The sequence below is a fragment of the Prevotella veroralis genome (genome assembly GCF_018127765.1).
Taxonomy (GTDB): Bacteria; Bacteroidota; Bacteroidia; order Bacteroidales; family Bacteroidaceae; genus Prevotella; species Prevotella veroralis.
On the sequence record NZ_CP072330.1, the window covers coordinates 679,862 to 693,525 of the forward strand.

General features: G+C 40.1%; 18 protein-coding genes, 1 tRNA gene and 1 other RNA gene. 10 read left to right on the forward strand and 10 right to left on the reverse strand.

The window, feature by feature from the left end; translation table 11 throughout:
- Positions 1 to 38 precede the first annotated feature (38 nt).
- Genes J5A55_RS02825 through J5A55_RS02835 form a run of 3 tightly spaced genes read left to right on the forward strand, consistent with a single transcriptional unit; the run spans position 39 to position 933 of the window.
- The gene (locus J5A55_RS02825) at positions 39 to 254 is read left to right on the forward strand and encodes a YtxH domain-containing protein (protein WP_004382708.1); all 216 of its coding nucleotides are present in this window, start codon (positions 39 to 41) and stop codon (positions 252 to 254) included.
- A gap of 9 nt (positions 255 to 263) precedes the next feature.
- Entirely contained in the window at positions 264 to 617 is a 354-nt protein-coding gene (locus J5A55_RS02830) for a phage holin family protein (protein ID WP_004382709.1), read from the forward strand.
- Between the two features lie 4 nt (positions 618 to 621).
- A complete protein-coding gene (locus J5A55_RS02835) occupies positions 622 to 933 on the forward strand; it encodes a hypothetical protein (protein WP_004382710.1) in 312 nt (103 codons plus the stop codon).
- A 236-nt stretch (positions 934 to 1,169) separates the two neighbouring features.
- Here the strand turns inward: J5A55_RS02835 and J5A55_RS02840 are convergent, their stop codons facing one another.
- From J5A55_RS02840 to J5A55_RS02865, 6 genes are all read right to left on the reverse strand, one after another.
- Complete coding sequence (locus J5A55_RS02840; protein WP_004382711.1) at positions 1,170 to 1,562, reverse strand: PqqD family protein; 393 nt, start codon at positions 1,560 to 1,562, stop codon at positions 1,170 to 1,172.
- 78 nt (positions 1,563 to 1,640) lie between these two features.
- Entirely contained in the window at positions 1,641 to 2,132 is a 492-nt protein-coding gene (locus J5A55_RS02845) for a hypothetical protein (RefSeq protein ID WP_004382712.1), read from the reverse strand.
- A gap of 2 nt (positions 2,133 to 2,134) precedes the next feature.
- Positions 2,135 to 3,022 (reverse strand): hypothetical protein, encoded by an 888-nt coding sequence (locus J5A55_RS02850; RefSeq protein ID WP_004382713.1) that lies wholly within the window; start codon positions 3,020 to 3,022, stop codon positions 2,135 to 2,137.
- Between the two features lies 1 nt (position 3,023).
- Positions 3,024 to 3,443: a hypothetical protein gene (locus tag J5A55_RS02855; RefSeq protein ID WP_004382714.1), complete on the reverse strand. Its 420-nt coding sequence runs from the start codon at positions 3,441 to 3,443 to the stop codon at positions 3,024 to 3,026.
- Between the two features lie 21 nt (positions 3,444 to 3,464).
- Positions 3,465 to 4,328 carry a sigma-70 family RNA polymerase sigma factor gene (locus J5A55_RS02860; protein WP_004382715.1) on the reverse strand — a complete coding sequence of 288 codons (864 nt, stop codon included), beginning with the start codon at positions 4,326 to 4,328 and terminating at the stop codon, positions 3,465 to 3,467.
- Between the two features lie 171 nt (positions 4,329 to 4,499).
- Entirely contained in the window at positions 4,500 to 5,972 is a 1,473-nt protein-coding gene (locus J5A55_RS02865) for a trypsin-like peptidase domain-containing protein (protein WP_004382716.1), read from the reverse strand.
- A 620-nt stretch (positions 5,973 to 6,592) separates the two neighbouring features.
- Here J5A55_RS02865 and rnpB point away from each other — a divergent pair.
- From rnpB to J5A55_RS02890, 5 genes are all read left to right on the forward strand, one after another.
- Positions 6,593 to 6,977: RNase P RNA component class A (gene rnpB, locus J5A55_RS02870), an RNA gene on the forward strand.
- An 88-nt stretch (positions 6,978 to 7,065) separates the two neighbouring features.
- Positions 7,066 to 7,494, forward strand: coding sequence for a hypothetical protein (locus J5A55_RS02875; RefSeq protein WP_004382718.1), 429 nt, complete (start codon positions 7,066 to 7,068; stop codon positions 7,492 to 7,494).
- A 21-nt stretch (positions 7,495 to 7,515) separates the two neighbouring features.
- Positions 7,516 to 7,923: a YkvA family protein gene (locus J5A55_RS02880; RefSeq protein ID WP_004382720.1), complete on the forward strand. Its 408-nt coding sequence runs from the start codon at positions 7,516 to 7,518 to the stop codon at positions 7,921 to 7,923.
- 19 nt (positions 7,924 to 7,942) lie between these two features.
- Positions 7,943 to 8,128, forward strand: a complete 186-nt coding sequence (locus J5A55_RS02885; protein WP_004382722.1) for a FeoB-associated Cys-rich membrane protein — start codon at positions 7,943 to 7,945, stop codon at positions 8,126 to 8,128.
- 196 nt (positions 8,129 to 8,324) lie between these two features.
- A tRNA-Cys gene (locus tag J5A55_RS02890) sits at positions 8,325 to 8,395 on the forward strand.
- Between the two features lie 77 nt (positions 8,396 to 8,472).
- On the opposite strand, the gene J5A55_RS02895 is transcribed toward J5A55_RS02890, so the two are convergent.
- Both J5A55_RS02895 and bamJ read right to left on the reverse strand, forming a co-directional pair.
- Entirely contained in the window at positions 8,473 to 8,817 is a 345-nt protein-coding gene (locus J5A55_RS02895) for a hypothetical protein (protein ID WP_004382724.1), read from the reverse strand.
- Between the two features lie 132 nt (positions 8,818 to 8,949).
- Positions 8,950 to 9,351, reverse strand: a complete 402-nt coding sequence (gene bamJ, locus J5A55_RS02900) for a BamJ family beta-barrel-assembly machinery protein (protein WP_004382725.1) — start codon at positions 9,349 to 9,351, stop codon at positions 8,950 to 8,952.
- Positions 9,352 to 9,523: 172 nt separating this feature from the next.
- Between bamJ and J5A55_RS02905 the strand changes: the two genes are divergently transcribed.
- Both J5A55_RS02905 and J5A55_RS02910 read left to right on the forward strand, forming a co-directional pair.
- Positions 9,524 to 9,664, forward strand: a complete 141-nt coding sequence (locus J5A55_RS02905; protein ID WP_004382726.1) for a hypothetical protein — start codon at positions 9,524 to 9,526, stop codon at positions 9,662 to 9,664.
- Positions 9,665 to 9,668: 4 nt separating this feature from the next.
- Positions 9,669 to 11,018 carry an MATE family efflux transporter gene (locus J5A55_RS02910; protein ID WP_004382727.1) on the forward strand — a complete coding sequence of 450 codons (1,350 nt, stop codon included), beginning with the start codon at positions 9,669 to 9,671 and terminating at the stop codon, positions 11,016 to 11,018.
- A 565-nt stretch (positions 11,019 to 11,583) separates the two neighbouring features.
- Here J5A55_RS02910 and sucD read toward each other — a convergent pair.
- Positions 11,584 to 12,456 (reverse strand): succinate--CoA ligase subunit alpha, encoded by an 873-nt coding sequence (gene sucD, locus J5A55_RS02915; protein ID WP_004382728.1) that lies wholly within the window; start codon positions 12,454 to 12,456, stop codon positions 11,584 to 11,586.
- Positions 12,457 to 12,466: 10 nt separating this feature from the next.
- Positions 12,467 to 13,606: an ADP-forming succinate--CoA ligase subunit beta gene (sucC, locus tag J5A55_RS02920; RefSeq protein WP_004382729.1), complete on the reverse strand. Its 1,140-nt coding sequence runs from the start codon at positions 13,604 to 13,606 to the stop codon at positions 12,467 to 12,469.
- Positions 13,607 to 13,664: the final 58 nt, after the last annotated feature.

The window sequence follows — 13,664 nt, forward strand, 5'->3', positions numbered from 1 at the left end:
TTAGATTATGTTTAACTAACATTTTAAAGTAAGAGATTATGAAGACATTAGGTTACATTGGAGCATTCCTCTGCGGTAGTATTACAGGTGCAGCACTTGGACTTTTGTTGGCTCCAGAAAAGGGAACAGACACACGAACAAAGATTGCTGATGCTGTTGACGACTTCTGCAAGAAGCACGATCTTAAACTTAGCCGTAAAGAGGCTGATGAATTTGTAGAGGACATCAAGGACGCAGCAGCAGAGACTATCTAATTTGTTGAAATGTTTTCTAACGATAACAACATTGAAACAATAGCGCAACTCGTTGAGGCGTTAAAGCATTACATCGGGCTTCAATCAGAATATCTGAAGCTCGATGTAATTGAGAAGATTGTGCGGTTATTGACTGTAATTACTATATTTACAGTTTTTAGCGTAACTCTTCTCATCTCATTGGTCTATTTTTCTTTTGCAGCAGCTTATGCGTTGCAAACATTGATGGGTTCGCTTATCCTGGCTTTCCTAGTCGTTGGTGCTTTCTATTTAGTACTACTCATTTTCTTTATCTTATTACGTCATCGTTTAATCGAACGACCATTAGTAAGATTCTTAGGAAGCCTTTTAATGTCAAAATAAGCTTATGACTGACCAGAAAACTATCACTGATTCTGAATATAAGTCGTTGAATGACATTCGACTTCGAAAAGCTCAGTTGCTTACTGACTTAACCAAAGACAGCAACAAAATAGCTGACTTATGGAATCAGCTCATGCACAAACCCAAGAATAATAATACACCAACACAACGCTTCTCTGGGCTTATCAATACGGGAGCTGGCGTATTAGATGGACTTATCTTGGGCTGGAAGCTCTATCGGAAGTTTGGTGGTATGAAGACTTCCCGCTCCTCTGATAAAAAGAAATTTGGCTTATTCCACAAAAGAAACAAGTAATAGCAGTATTTAAAGCTGATGTAAAAACAAATAAATAAGGTGTATCAAAAGCTACAATAGCATTGGTACATCTTATTTTATATATAATCGTCTCGCCAATCTGTCAATGCTAAGATATACAAGAAAAAGTTCGCGAACTTTTCTTAAATTGTTCACGAACTTTTTCTTGTATATCTTAGCAATGTCTCTCCCTGGTTTGATGAGACTCGTTTCTAATATATAAAACGGAATCTTATCTATCCAAAGATACGTTTAAAGAAACCTTTCTTTTTCTCTTTTGGTTTCGTTATTTCCTCCTTTTGAGACTTGATATCTTCTTTGTGAAATTGCTCTTCTGCTTTAACTTTAGGCATATCTTCGCCCTCAATGATTCCAGCTGCAGCCCATTGTGTAGCAAGTGTTGTTACATCTTTTTTAGCTGTTGCTTCATCAATCTCATATTGTTCACAAAGGAGTTGGGTGAGAGTATCAATGGTGAAGTTATCTAGTTTCTGCACTTCTTGCCATAAGTAAGCCGAACTCTCGTTCATAGAGATGATATTGCTGAAGTCGATATTCTCATCTCCTTCTGCAACTATGATATTTTCTCCGCATACTTCACGGAGGTTAAAGCCATTCTTTACTTTCATTATTGTTGATTACTTATTATGAGTTAATGTCTTAGCCTTATTTGTTTGATTGGACAGAGAAAGGAACTTTGTCATTGCTTAGATTGGTCCGAATAATGGAATCCATAATCGCCTATAGGCGGCAAGGAGATAACGACGAAAGGGAAGTAAACCTACCCATAGTTTGCTATATAACTTCCATTTCCACCCGTCAGTACGATCCATGGTCTTATGTCCTTTTCTATAAAAACCAATGACTGCACCAACAATGTTCTCTCGCTTACAATGTTCAACACCGAGGTTTCCGTCACCACGAAGCGTGATATTCTCTCCGTCTATTTGGTCAATACGATGCAGAACAAAATGTTTTGGACTTATCTCGGCAAGGACTGGATCGCCAACCTTTATACTTGAAGGTTTTACCAGTAAAGCCTTGTCTCTGTCATTCTCAAGGAATGGACGCATAGAGAATCCCCGAAGGCGCAAAGTTACATTATGTCCTTCGTTTAAGATCTTAACGACTTCTGGGATTAAATCGGCATTTGCAAATTGAATCTCAGTCGTTGTGAGGATTGGCTTTTTAGTCGACATTCTTATTTAATTGCTATTGCGCGTTGACAAATCTCCGCTGCCTCTTTGTTTGGCAAACAGTGGAGAGTATATATACGACCAGTCTCAACTATTTTAGTGATAGTATCACAAACAGCATTGTAGATGGTAGAATCCCATTTCATACTAGAGCAAGAAGGGAGAAGAGATGCGAATGCCTCAATAGGAGAGGGCTTGTCGACAGAGTTTTCTTTAGCTCTGTCGATACGTGTGATTGCACCTAAGCGAGCTTTAATATTACGATAGCAAGGAGTTTTCCCACTCCAAGGACTTCCATAAATCCATGCTTCTCCATCAATAAGTCTCACAATGGGATTATCATCATTCATGAGGTCACTACCCGGAATATGACGCAACCACATGCTGACTTGTGTTGATTTTCCCGTTCCACTCTTTGCGATAAAAGCATATCCATAACCATTATTGCGTACTAAGGAGGCGTGGATAAGCAAGATTTTTCGTTGAGCACCCGCAAATGCGAAGATGAGCATCAGTGCATTATTAAGACCGAATGTACGCATATTGGTATTGCCATTCAAGGCGCAATAACATTCGCTGAAATCCTTATTACATTTAAGTAAGCAACAATCAGCACCACTAATATCTTTGATGATGTACTGATAACTTCCATCTTCAACACGATCAACAATGGTGTCTCCATTACCTGTGTCAAAGGCACGAATACGTTTGCGTTGCTCTTTGAGTACAGGTCTTATTGAATCATCAACAATAAGACGAAAGAAAGGTTTGTATGATTCTTCCTTGACTCTAAAAGGTTCAAACGAGCGTAACAAGTGCATTCCGTTGATACTTGTATCACGGAATGTAATCTGCACGTCAAGGTCAGCTACTCTAAAGTTGTTTACGTCCATTTTATGATTGTTGGTCGGGTTCAACAGGCGTGTACTTAAACTGACTATCTTTTAAACTCTTGATAGAGTATTTCTTTTTCGATTTCTCGTAACGTTCTTTTAGTTTAAGATACTTCTTTGTAGCATCTTTCTCGTTCTCTGCGAACATGGTTATGCAAGTAGGATAAGCCTCTAAACCATTACTTTGTAAATAGTTGCGTAATTGATAAGAATAGTCTTCACGATTAGCCAAGAACTTTGTTCTGTTGTTTACTAAGTATGCATTTACTGTTTGAATATCCGTTAGATAGACAATTGAATCGTTAAAAGAAGCAGCAAAACCAAACATGTAAATCTTTGCTGGTCTATATCCTTTTGCATTACCGTTAATTACACATCCCACAAGAAGAGCTGTGACGATTAATAGTTGGCGAAGTCTCATTTTCTTATTTCTATATTAATATTATTGCCCAAGATAAGCCTTGAGTATTTTACTATTTGTCTGTTGACGTAATCGTCTTATTGCTTTCTCTTTTATTTGTCTTACGCGTTCACGTGTCAGTCCATATTTACTTCCAATCTCTTCCAAGGTCATCTCCCGTTGGTTAATACCGAAGTAAGCCTCAATGACTTTCTTTTCTCTATCTTCGAGGATATCTAACACTCTACCAATCTCTGCCCGTAAGCTCTCTTCTACTAAAGATTTGTCAGTAGATGGAATTGCATCATTCGGAATAACATCCAATAAGCTACTTTCATCATCATCATGAAAAGGAGCATCAACAGAGATATGATGCGTGTTTATTTTGAAAGCCTCAATTATCTTTTCTTCAGGAATATCTGTATCCTGTGCGATCTCATCTATGCTTGGTCTTCGTTCGTTTTCTTGCTCAAACTTGTTTAGCACTTTGTTTATCTTGTTGACCGAGCTAACTTGATTGAGGGGTAATCGAATGATTCTACTTTGTTCTGCAATCGCTTGTAAGATACTCTGTCGAATCCACCACACTGCATAAGAGATAAACTTAAAGCCGCGTGTCTCATCAAATTTCTCAGCAGCCTTTATCAATCCGAAGTTACCTTCATTGATAAGGTCGGAGAGCGATAATCCTTGATTTTGATATTGTTTTGCCACAGAGACAACGAAGCGTAGGTTGGCTTTAGTTAGCCGCTCAAGAGCCTTACGGTCACCTTTTCGTATTTGCTGAGCAAGTTCAACTTCCTCCTCAATACTAATCATTTCTTCATGACCGATTTCTTGAAGATACTTATCAAGAGAAGCACTCTCTCGATTCGTAATCGATTTTGTGATTTTCAATTGTCTCATGTTGCGTGGCATTAACTAAAGTGGTGGCAAATTTACGTAAATCCAATGAGTTGAGCAAATAAAACGTAGAAAATATTACCTTATTATAGATAGAAATCCTCCTTTCTCATGGTTATTTTCAGGAGAAAGGAGGATTATCTTTTATTGTCTCAAAAGACTACAACTAAAGGCTTAGTCACCCAATGGTACTGCGAAGTATGCTTTCTTGCCAGTTGGATAAATACCCTGTATGTAGAGTACAGGATCTTTGCTGGTTGAAGCCTTCTTTACGAGACCTTGTAAATCGTCAATGCTCTTAACCATATTGTCATTGACATTCTGGATGATGAAGCCACGATTGATACCAGCAGACTTCAATGCACCGTTATTGACCTTCAGTACTTCAAGCCCATAGTTGATATTCAATTGCTTCTTCATTGCCTCTGTTACTGGGCGGAACTGACCACCAAGAACATCAATATCAGCTTGCTCGATAATCTTTGTAGTACCCTGTGCATTCTTCAATGTAATGCTCTTTGTGATCTCTTTCTTGTGGCGGAGATAAGTTATTGTAACCTTATCACCAGGACGTTTACCATTGAGTGCCTGTTGAAGTTCAGACATGCGAGTTATCTTTTGGTTATCAAACTTTGTGATAACATCACCCTTCATCAAGCCTAGAGCTGCACCATTGCCATCTTCTGATACTACTTCGGCAACATATACACCTTCATTCGTTCCAAGGTCTACATTCTTGCCATCTTCCTTCTGTGCGTTGATATAGTTTAGAACGTCACCGCCTTGAATTCCTAAGGTTACACGCTGAACACTACCATACTTCTTAATATCATCAACAACCTTATTCATTATAGTTGTTGGGATGGCGAAACCATAACCACTATAAGAACCAGTCTGTGAGTAAAGCATTGCGTTGATTCCAACCAGTTCGCCTTGCGTATTTACCAGCGCACCACCAGAGTTACCAGGGTTGATAGCTGCATCAGTTTGAATGAAGCTCTCGATACCATTTTGAGAAGCTCCTAAGCCACGAGATTTTGCACTAACGATACCAGCTGTAACAGTAGAACTTAGGTTATAAGGGTTACCAACAGCGATTACCCATTCTCCAACTTTTAGTTTATCTGAGTCACCGATTGGTAGAGTTGGGAGATTCTTCGCATTTACCTTCAATAAGGCAAGGTCTGTCTGTTTGTCAGAACCAACGATGCGTGCAGAGAACTCTCTATTGTCATTTAAGGTAACTGTCAATTCGTCAGCACCCTCAACTACGTGGTTGTTTGTTACGATATATCCATCTGATGAAATAATAACACCGCTACCAGTTGCCTCTTTCTTTGGTGTTTGGATCTTCTGTCTGCGTGATCCTCCGTTACCTTGATTAGGGTTGCCGAAGAAACCGAATGGATCGAAAAAGCCTCCAAATGGATCATCTTGAACGTCTACGGTCTGTGTCTTAGAGTTTTGGACATACTTAATATGCACTACAGCGGGCAGTGCTTTCTCTGCTGCATAAGTGAGGTCTACTGGCTGACCTGGAGCTACAACTGGTGCTTCAGCTGCATATACTTTGATGAAAGCACCTGTGGAAAAGGCAAGAGCAGTAACACATGCTGCACCAGCCAGATACTTTGATAAATTCTTCATATACTTATTCTTTTATTTATTAGTAACTTTGTTATCTGTCAAATTGGCATTGTATGGAATGTCTATCAGACTTCTTTTGTGGTTGCAAATATAGGTGCAAATTGTGTAAATCGGTTATTTTGTCAGCTATCTTTATCCGATTTTAACACTTTAATTTCGCTACTTAACGGCTCTTAATTAGAAGAGTTGATAAATTTACATTCGTTCAGTTTCAACGCTTTTTCCTGTTATCTCTTCTTCAATTCGTTGTTAATTCTTTCAAATTAGTTAATAATAACTATAGGAAATAACTCTTTGTAAGTATCATCAAAGGACTTGATACCTTTATTATATATGATTTTCTAAGGAGAAAAAGGAGGGATGTTTAAACTAAAGTTATAACATCCTGATAATCAATAGATAATTTGAAGTATATTACAAGAGGCTTCTTAATGTCATAGAAGGTGCTTTCTTTCATAAGAAAAGAGCACTTTCTAAGATAAAGAAGATGCTCTTTTATTATGCTATTGAATAGTTATGTGCAATGTAGTTACAGTTTGTATGCCCTTCTATTTATATGAAAAAAATCAAAATGTTTTGCCCGTTCCATGTTTTAATAGTATCTTTGTAACCCTGATAAGGCAGTGTTCCGGCTCTGTCGCTGGTATCTTTTAAAGGTACGAGAGGAAAGTCCGGGCAGCATAGGGCATCCTGCTTCCGAAAGTAGAAGCTATTGGGGACAATAGATGAAGGTAGAAGAGAATGACCGCCACTTCTAATAGTGGTAAGGGTGAGAAGGTAGTGTAAGAGACTACCAGCAGGCGGGTGATCGTCTGGCTGTATCGTTCAGGAGCTGCAAGTTCATGTAAACCGTTGTTTGAGGGCTGCCCGCCCAAGCGTTAGCACAACGGAGGGTAGAATGCTTGAGTTACAAGGTGACTTGTAAACTAGATAAATGACAGGCATCTTCCTATTTATCGAAAGATGAGGAAGAGACGGAACCCGGCTTATAGGAACACTGCTTTATCTTTTTTCAATTATGCTCCTTTAATCTTCCTTTATAGAAGATTAGCGTGGGTGAGAGTGTGACATTAGCTAAAAAACGAGTTTGATCATGAAAGATTTAGAAGAACAATATGTAACTGTAGTGGATGACTTCCAGCACGTTGTAGAGAATAAGATAAGGAATCATAAGGATGAAGCTGGTTTCCCTCAACGACCAGTAGAGGTTAGCGAAGAGGTTCTTTCAGATTATTTGTTTGATTATCAAGCAGCTTTAGATAGCGAGGGAACCGAACGTTCACGTTATACTGTAGCTGGCATCTTATTATGTTTGCCAATCCTCGTAATGTCTGGTTTCCCCGATGATTCACTACCTTTCAAAGGTGTGTGGAATGTTTTGGTGGCAATAGCTGTCGGTTTGGTGCTCTTCTTAATCTATAGAGTAATCATGAAGGCAGTTGTCCGTAGTCGTGTTCATCGTGCTAATCAAGATTATCCTGAAGCTAAAGCATACGTTGACAAAGTGATAGCCTTTAAGTAATAATTTTAATGTAATTGTAATATGGAAATACCTGATTTACAGAAATACAAGGACAAGTTCTCACAGCAGAACTTCATTGAGAAGATACAACGCATCGCCAAGCGAGCAGGAGCTAAGTTGGTTTATATAGCTTTGATTCTTTATTATCTCATGCAGAGTGACAAGGTATCATTGAAAGACAAAGCCATCATCATTGGGGCTTTGGGTTATCTGATCTCTCCTATAGATGTTGTCCCTGATGCAATACCAATAGCTGGTTTAGCTGACGACCTCGCCGTTCTTCTCTATGCTTTAGGGAAGGTTTGGAGTCAAGTTGATGATAACTTAAAGGATAAAGCAAAGCAGAAACTCTCTAAATGGTTTGATGAGGATGAGCTAAACTTCTCTGAAGATCCATTTGCTGAGGATGATACGAATGTTCCTGTTTAAGAGATAGAAGGAGGAGGAGATGTGGCAATATATTGTTTTAGCAATAGTCCTTCTTGCGGCTCTAGCCTATGTGGGCTATAGAATTTGGCAAACATTTCAAACTGCCAAAGACCCTTGTCATGGTTGCGCTGGATGTGCTATCCACGACCAACTCAAAGCTAAGCGGAAGTTGAAAGGGCGCAAGAAGCCTGTATGCTTTAAGTAATTAGAAACGGAGGACTTCGCAAGTTAACCAATAACTGAAGTCCTCTTTTTAATACCCTTTAAGTGGTATTGAGCAATGCAACGTAGGGATGATTTTCTTATAAGGCATTGAAAAAAATCTTGAAAAGTTTGGTTAAACCGAATAAAGTACTTATCTTTGCACACGCAAAGCAAGATACTCCTTTGCTAACAACAATGGTGCTTGGGCCGGGAGGTTAGGCAATGGTCTGCAAAACCATGTAGAGCGGTTCGATTCCGCTAGGCACCTCAAGAAAGACTCTCAATGATGAGAGTCTTTTTTTTGTGCTGATTGATGATAAGGTGCAGCGCATATCCGAATGTGAATTAGTCATTCTTCTTCGTCTCAAGATAAGATGACTTCTTCGTTAAGTGCAACTTCTTAACGAGTATTATATTCTTTACTTGCACTTTGTTTCTTCTTATGATGGGCACAGTCCAAGTTCCGCGATAAGTCTCTCCGCCTGCTAGTGCCTCGTAAATGCTATAAGGCGGATTATCAAATATTAAGGTTATTGTGTCTTTCTTTAGTTCCCACACTCCCTTACCACTTGAATACATGAGGTCGAAATGTTCTGAGTAACTGAAACTGCTGTCCTTACGTAGTGTCAGACGGCAACTCCCACTCATCCCCTTTCCCACCTTATATATATAGTGGTATTCTCCTGCCATGTTACCGACAGTCAACTTTGAATTGCAAGAACAGAAGGATATTAACGCAATGCAAGACCCAATGAAAGTTTTAAGCAACATAGGCATTGTATTTTAAAAAGCTAATTGAAGATTACTTTCCGCTCTACGTTCTTAACCTATCCCAATGAGTTCAATCTCAAAGATTAGTGTAGAGAAGGCAGGAATATCCCCGTCTCTTTTCGTACCATATCCGTCTTGATAAGGGATATAAACACGCCAATGATCCCCCTTATGCATGGCGCATAGAACTATTTGAAAGCCTGTAATCAATTCGTTAACACGGAATGCCTCTGGCACTCCCCTTTGCCAACTATCATCGAAAACCTTACCAGAGATGAGACTCCCACGATAATTACAAGTTACGATAGAACGCGACTGCACCTTTCCTTCGCCCGTTCCTTCTTTTATTATCTCGTAAAGAATACCATGAGGAAGAACCTTTATTCCCTCCCGCTGACTAATTTCTTTCAGATATTCCTCATTCTTTTGCTTGTATTCCTGTTTCTTTCCCATGATGGTTTAATAATACATTAATGTACGCAAAATTACCTAATATCTTTTGAATTCACAATTAATTCAATTACTTTTGTCGCCTCATTCTGCGTGTATATAGCAGTGTAAATTAGTATGTCATGTTGTCCCTTCTAGTAGGAAGATCAACGATATAATATAGAAAAGAAATCTTATGAACTTTGATAGAGTAGAGAATGAAACTCGTCGGATGGAGCTTATCCGCGTGTTAGAACATTCCATAGAACATTTATCCTTGGCTGAGTTGGAAGCTTTATATTACGACCTTGTAGCGAAAGACTATATTCGTGAGTGAAACAATGATGCGATTGGACGATAAGAATAAGGAGATACTCCGCCTAGCCTTACCTTCCATTGTGAGTAATATCACGGTGCCGCTGTTAGGACTAGTTGACCTTATGGTGGTGGGGCATATTGGCAATGAAGCCTATATCAGTGCGATTGCCGTTGGAACAATGATTTTCAATGTGATGTACTGGTTACTTGGCTTCCTAAGAATGGGAACCAGTGGGATGACTTCTCAAGCCTTTGGACGTGCGGACAAGGCGGAATGTATTGGAATATTGGTGCGTAGTTTAACCATTGGACTTGCTTTCGGTTTATCGTTCATCCTTGCTCAAAGAGGATTGGAATGGGGCTTATTACGTTTGATGAATACACCTGAAGCCTCGTGGGATTATGTCGCAACTTACTTCCGTATTGTTATCTGGGGCGCACCAGCAATGTTGGGGTTATACGGGTTGACAGGTTGGTTCATTGGAATGCAGGACACACGTACACCTATGGTCGTAGCCATCTTACAGAATATAGTGAATATTCTTACTTCTTTATCCTTGGTGTTTGCCTTGGGCTGGGGGATAACAGGTGTCGCTACAGGAACATTGCTCGCTCAATGGATTGGTTTTCTGGTGGCATTATTAAGTGCATGGAAGCGTGTAAGTAAGATTAATAAGGCGAGAAAGGGAACGAGCTTAGGGCAATCTACTTGGGCTAATTTTACCCACATTCTTTCAGTGAAAGGAGCGTGGATTGACTTCTTCCTTGTCAATAAAGATATCTTTCTTCGCACCTTATGTTTGATAGCCGTTAACTTCTATTTCACTTCGGCGGGAGGAAAACAAGGTACAATGCTGTTGGCTGTAAACACGCTGTTGATGACCTTGTTCACTATCTTTTCTTACGTCATGGACGGTTTCGCTTATGCTGGAGAAGCCTTGAGTGGCAAGTATTATGGTGCTGGAGATAAGCAAGGACTGCGAATTACGATACGACGCTTGTTTGCGTTTGGCGGTTTGATGACCCTACTGTTCACGGGGATATATGTGATAGGTGGAACAGGATTCTTACATCTTCTTACGGATGATGCTGCAGTCGTTGAGGCGGCGCGACCTTACTTGCCTTGGGCTTGCTTTATTCCTGTTGTAGGTGTGACGGCTTTCATCCTTGATGGGGTATTCATCGGACTTACTGACACGAAGGGTATGCTCTTTTCAACGGTCATTGCCATGCTATCGTTCTTCGCAGTTTACTTAGGGTTTAGGGGGAGTCTTGCTAATGAGGCATTGTGGTTAGCCTTCCTTACTTTCCTACTGATGAGAGGATTAGCCTCGATGGTTTGGATGCGCTTTTTCACTAGGATTGATGTCTAAGGATAAGTGAGATAGATGGTTAAGTTAGGTGTCAACCATACTTTAAGTTAGTGTTCAATCGTACTTCAATAAGACTTACCGAGTTCTACACGTTTGTATAACGAATTATACAGGCGTGTATAACTGATTATACAAACGTGTATAACTAATTATACAAACGTGTATAACTGATTATACAAGCGTGTATAATTCATTATACAAACGTGTATAATACGGAGATGCTTATATGAATACGATGGTACTGCTTATATAAGTACTATCGTATAGCTTATATGAGCAGTGTGATAAGGGTTATATGAAAGGAAAAGGACTTATTATTCTAATAATCTATGCTTATAATAAAGTGGGATGTCCTGAACCTTATTCGTGTGCAATAGAAAGCCCTCGTTAGTCCGCATATAAATAAAGTTATTGGACGAACGAGGGTATATTAGATTCTTTAAGGAAGTTATAGTTAATATGAAATGCTAAACAAATTTACTAATTGATTCATGTTTCACTTCCTTTGAAATATAGTTCTGATGGGGCTTTTCCTTATCTTGAAAGTCTTGGGAGATACCTCGCATCACTTCTTCATCTGTTGCTTTAGTAGTGTTGGAATCTCACTCGTCTCACGTGCAACAGGAACACCAACAGCCTCAAACGCAGCTATCTTTTCACTTGCAGAGCCAGAGCCACTTGAAATTATAGCACCAGCGTGTCCCATCTGTTTGCCCGGAGGAGCTTGTTGTCCAGAGATGAAGACAGCTACAGGTTTAGTTACATGTTCCTTTATAAACTTTGCGGCACGTTCTTCTGCGTCACCACCAATCTCACCAATGAGTGCAATGCTATCCGTCTCTGGGTCATCTTGGAACATCTGTAATAGTTCTTCAAAGTAAAGACCTACAACTGGGTCACCACCGACGCCAACGGCTGTTGACTGTCCGAGACCTGCTTGGGTGAGGTTATGCACCACCTCATAAGTTAAAGTACCACTACGACTGATGACGCCAGTATGTCCTTTCTTAAAGATGTTTGTTGGCATAATACCAGCCATACTCTCTTCTGGAGATATCAAGCCAGGGCAGTTAGGTCCGATAACCTTTACACCGTGAACTTTAGCATAATGCTGTGCAGCTACAGCGTCGAGCGTTGGTACACCTTCGGTAATACAGATGACAAGTTGAATACCGCCATCAATCGCTTCTAGCATAGCATCCTTAGCGAAAGGTGCAGGAACAAAGATAATAGAAGTGTTTGCTTGTGTTGCAGCCACCGCATCTTTCATCGTGTTGAAAACAGGGATACCACAGACTTCTTGTCCAGCCTTGCCAGGAGAGGTGCCACCCACAACATTGGTTCCATACTCTTTCATCTTTGATGCGTGAAAACTACCATCACGACCAGTTATACCTTGTACAATTAGTCTTGTATTTTTGTTGATCAGAATACTCATAATATCTTATTTAAAGTTGTTTACTTAGTTCAACTGCCTTATGTCCAGCATCTGCCATAGAGGTGGCAACATTGAAGTGGGTTCCTTCTAATATTGCCCTTCCTTCCGCCTCGTTGGTACCAGTGAGACGGATGACAATAGGAATGTCGGTCTGAATCACCTTGAATGCTTCAAGCAAGCCCTTAGCAACATCATCGCAACGTGTAATTCCACCAAAGATGTTAATGAGAACAACCTTTACATGCTTGTCGGCTAATAAGAGCTTCATGGCTTCAACAATCTTCTCTGGGTTAGAGCTACCACCAATATCAAGGAAGTTAGCTGGTTCGCCACCATAGAGTTTAATCATATCCATCGTAGCCATTGCAAGACCAGCACCATTCACCATACAACCGATTGAGCCTCCAAGGTTAACGTAACTGAATCCCTTATCCTTAGCCTCACGCTCTTTCTTCTCCTCTGCTGTAGGCTCGAAGAGTTCAGCTATATCAGGATGGCGGAAGAGAGCATTATCATCAAAGGTCATCTTAGCGTCGATGGCTTTTAGTGTACCTTCCTGTGTCATCACGAGAGGATTTATCTCTGCAAGTGAGGCATCCTTTTCGACGAAGAGTTTATAAAGGTTCTTGAAGATAGGCACCGCTTGTTTCACTTGTGCCATGTTATCGAATAACTTGAACGCTGCTTCACGTGCGAGGAAGTCAGACATACCAATAGTTGGATCAATGACAATCTTCTCAATCTTCTCTGGAGTCTCTTTTGCCACTTGCTCAATATCCATACCACCGGCACGACTCAACATAAGCATAGGGCACTTCGACTTGCGATCAACAAGAATACTCATGTAGTACTCTGATGCAATGTTAACAGCTTCGCTAACTAGGACGCGATCAACAGTGAACCCTTTAATGTCCATGCCTAAGATTGCTTCTGCATGTTGGCGGATCTCTTCTTCATTACTTCCAAGTTTAACACCACCAGCCTTACCGCGACCGCCCGTGTGTACTTGTGCTTTTACTACCGCTTTTGCTAAACCTAATTGTTTATACGCAGCAACAGCCTCATCCGGTGTTCGACAAACGATGTTGCGATCTACCGGTAGTCCATAAGATGCAAAGATACTCTTTGCTTGGTATTCATGTACCTTCATAAGATTTGTTTTTAATTATAAACTATAGTTTAGGTGTTTTGTAAATCAATTGAATGTG